The organism is Roseateles sp., assembly GCF_036486225.1.
Lineage (GTDB): Bacteria > Pseudomonadota > Gammaproteobacteria > Burkholderiales > Burkholderiaceae_C > Roseateles.
The window spans coordinates 1-1,897 of sequence record NZ_DASVNZ010000421.1 but is presented as its reverse complement, the minus strand read 5'-3'; the positions used below and the strand labels follow the sequence as shown (position 1 = coordinate 1,897).

General features: G+C 74.2%; 2 protein-coding genes. Both read right to left on the bottom strand.

Annotation, left to right across the window (positions count from 1 at the left end; translation table 11 throughout):
* Positions 1–1,052, bottom strand: a 1,052-nt coding sequence (locus VF536_RS27270; RefSeq protein ID WP_331618086.1) for an MFS transporter, incomplete at its 3' end; no start/stop codon positions are given.
* On the bottom strand, positions 1,049–1,897 hold an 849-nt coding region (locus VF536_RS27265; protein WP_331618085.1), incomplete at its 5' end, for a pseudouridine synthase. The genes VF536_RS27265 and VF536_RS27270, both read right to left, overlap by 4 nt.

Below are 1,897 nucleotides of genomic sequence, written 5' to 3'. Positions count from 1 at the left end.
TGGCGCGGGAACGGGCCGACGGCGCCGGCCTGGCCGCAGGGCTGGAGCACACCATGGCCGAGCATGATGCCCACGTGCGGGATCATCAGCGCCCAGGGCGAGGGCGGCAGCACGAAGGCGGCCAGGCCCATGCCCAGCGCGCCCAGCGCGGTGAAGCAGGCGCCGCGCGCGACGGTGTCGGCGATGCTCAGCGTGCGCAGCCAGCGCCGGCAGATCAGCGTGCCGGTGACGTAGAGCGCGGCGCCGCCGGCGACGAGCGCACCGTAGGTGTGGTGGCGCAGGCCCAGGACCTCGATGAACACGAAGCTGGAGCCGGCGAGGAAGGCGTACAGGGTCGCGTAGGCGAGCGCCGTGAGCAGCGCATAGGCGCGGAAGGTCGGATGCGCGAGCACGGTCCGCCAGTTGGCGACCAGGCCCGAGGGGCGCAGCGCGCCGGGGTCGGGTCGTGCCAGGCTTTCGGGGACACGCAGCGCGATCAGCGCCAGCGTGACGGCGCCGAAGATGGCGGTCGCCAGGATCGCCCAGCGCCAGCCGACGCCGGCCGCGAGCACGCCGCCGATCAGCGGCGAGGCCAGCGCGATGAGGCCGAGTCCGGACAGCGCCTTGGCCATCATCCGCGCGCCTTCCTGCGGCTCGAACCAGTCGCGCAGCATCGCTCGCGCGACGACGACCGCCGCGGCCAGGCCCAGACCCTGCAGTGCGCGGCAGGCGACCAGGCTGTCGATCGTCGAGGCCAGCGCCGCAACGATGGCGGCGACGACGTACAGCGACAGTCCGCCCAGCAGCACCGGCCGGCGGCCGAAGCGGTCGCCCAGCGGGCCCAGCAGCAGCTGCGAGAGCCCGAACGCGAGCATCAGCGCGGACAGCGTCAGCTGCGTCGCGCCCATGCCCGCGTGCAGGTCGGCGCGCAGGCCGGGCAGGGCGGGCAGGTAGAGGTCGGTCGTGACCGGCTGCAGGCCGAGCAGCATCGCCAGCGCGACGACCTGCAGCGCGGGCGCGGGGCCCGCGCCGCGGTCAGCCGCTGCCGCCGACGACGAGGGCGGAACGCTCAAAAGCGCTCCCAGGGCGCCAGGTAGCGCCACTGTCCCGGCGGGAGCTGACCCAGCGGGATGCGGCCGATGCGCACGCGCTTCAGGCCCAGCACGCGCAGGCCGACCAGCTCGCACATCCGGCGGATCTGGCGCTTGCGGCCCTCGCGCAGGACGAAGCGCAACTGGTCCTCGTTGGCCCAGCTGACCTTGGCCGGTTTCAGCTGCACGCCGTCCAGCTCCAGGCCATGCATCAGCAGGGCGATCGCACGCGGATCGAGCGCCTGCTGCGGATGCAGCGCGGGATCGCCGTTCTCGACGGCGACGCGGACCAGGTACTCCTTCTCGACGTCGGAGTCCTCGCCGATCAGGTGGCGCGCGATGCGGCCGTCCTGCGTCAGCACCAGCAGACCGGTGGAGTCGATGTCCAGGCGGCCGGCCGGCGCGAGGCCGCGGCCGTGGCCCGGCGCCCAGTGGATCTTGGACGGGTCCTCGCCCCAGTGGGTGTCGGCCTTGACCAGCACCGACGCGGGCTCGTAGCCGTCCTCGGCCTGGCCGGAGACGTAGCCGATGGGCTTGTGCAGCAGGATGGTCACGCGCTGCGCCTGCTGTTCGCGGGCGGCGGGATCGACCTCGATCTTCGCGTCCGGGCCGACGCGCCGGCCGAGCGTCGCGAGCTCGCCGTCGACGGTCACCCAGCCGGCCTCGATCCACTCGTCGGCTTCGCGGCGCGAGGCCAGGCCGAGTTCGCTCATGCGCTTGGACAGGCGTTCGCCGGCGTCCTGGTCGGCGAGGCGCACCGGCGCGGGCTGGCGCGGCGCGTCCGGATGGCGCGGACGGTCGGTGCGCTCGGCGCGCTCTTCGCGTTC